Source organism: Pseudomonas sp. NY15372 (assembly GCF_048068215.1).
GTDB classification, from domain to species: domain Bacteria; phylum Pseudomonadota; class Gammaproteobacteria; order Pseudomonadales; family Pseudomonadaceae; genus Aquipseudomonas; species Aquipseudomonas guariconensis_A.
Genome location: NZ_JBLUPY010000101.1, coordinates 1 through 343 on the forward strand (window position 1 = coordinate 1; position 343 = coordinate 343).

General features: G+C 55.1%; 2 tRNA genes. Both read left to right on the forward strand.

From position 1 onward, the window contains the following. Positions 1-34 precede the first annotated feature (34 nt). Positions 35-111: transfer RNA gene (locus ACNFG0_RS22895), tRNA-Met, on the forward strand. 121 nt (positions 112-232) lie between these two features. Beyond that, positions 233-309 (forward strand) — tRNA-Met (locus ACNFG0_RS22900). Positions 310-343 lie beyond the last annotated feature (34 nt).

Genomic DNA, 343 nt, shown 5'->3' on the forward strand with positions numbered 1-343 from the left:
GGGGCAGGATTTCCGTAGAATTCGATCTCACAGGCGCGGGATGGAGCAGCCTGGTAGCTCGTCGGGCTCATAACCCGAAGGTCGTCGGTTCAAATCCGGCTCCCGCAACCAGATTCAGAGAAAGGCCACTGTCGATACAGTGGCCTTTTTTCTTGCCCTGAAAAAAATCGACGGAAAATCAAAGAGTAATGCTTGACAGCCACTCAGGAATCCGTAGAATGCGCCCCACTGACGCGGGATGGAGCAGCCTGGTAGCTCGTCGGGCTCATAACCCGAAGGTCGTCGGTTCAAATCCGGCTCCCGCAACCATATTCGTCAGAACAAACCCCGCCTGTGCAAACAG